At 40.5% G+C, this 541-nt stretch carries 1 protein-coding gene; it reads left to right on the forward strand.

The window, feature by feature from the left end; genetic code table 11:
* Positions 1 to 39: 39 nt before the first annotated feature.
* On the forward strand, positions 40 to 541 hold a 502-nt coding region (locus IE212_RS35845), incomplete at its 3' end, for a phosphoenolpyruvate carboxykinase (ATP) (protein ID WP_229864747.1).

Here is a 541-nt window from a genome sequence, read left to right on the forward strand (position 1 = left end):
CCGGATACAACAATCGTAGGAAATGCAAAGACATTTACGATGATTGCGAATTTCTTCCGTGATATGGATTTAGATGAGAAAAAGCTGGAAGTAAAAAATGGAGATACATTGACACTTGGAAAGCATGAACTGCAATTTCTGTTTGCCCCGATGGTGCATTGGCCGGAAGTGATGCTGACTTATGATTCTTATGAAAAAGTGTTGTTTTCAGCAGATGCATTTGGAGTACTTCCACCGGTATCTGTATTGACACCAGAGCAGACAGAATACTACTTCTTATCTGGATTTACAGCAAAACTTGCAGGTACAGAACGTGGAATCACAGAACCTACACCAACATTCTCAGCTTGCTTCGGACAGGCATTCTTGGAACTGCACCCAACAAAATATGCAGAAGAGCTTGTTAAGAAGATGAAAGCAAACGGTGCAAAAGCATATCTTGTAAACACAGGATGGAATGGTACAGGAAAACGTATCTCTATCAAAGATACACGTGGTATCATTGATGCAATCTTGAACGGAGATATTCAGAAAGCTCCTA

The organism is Streptomyces djakartensis, from assembly GCF_014651075.1.
Classification (GTDB): Bacteria; Actinomycetota; Actinomycetes; order Streptomycetales; family Streptomycetaceae; genus Streptomyces; species Streptomyces djakartensis.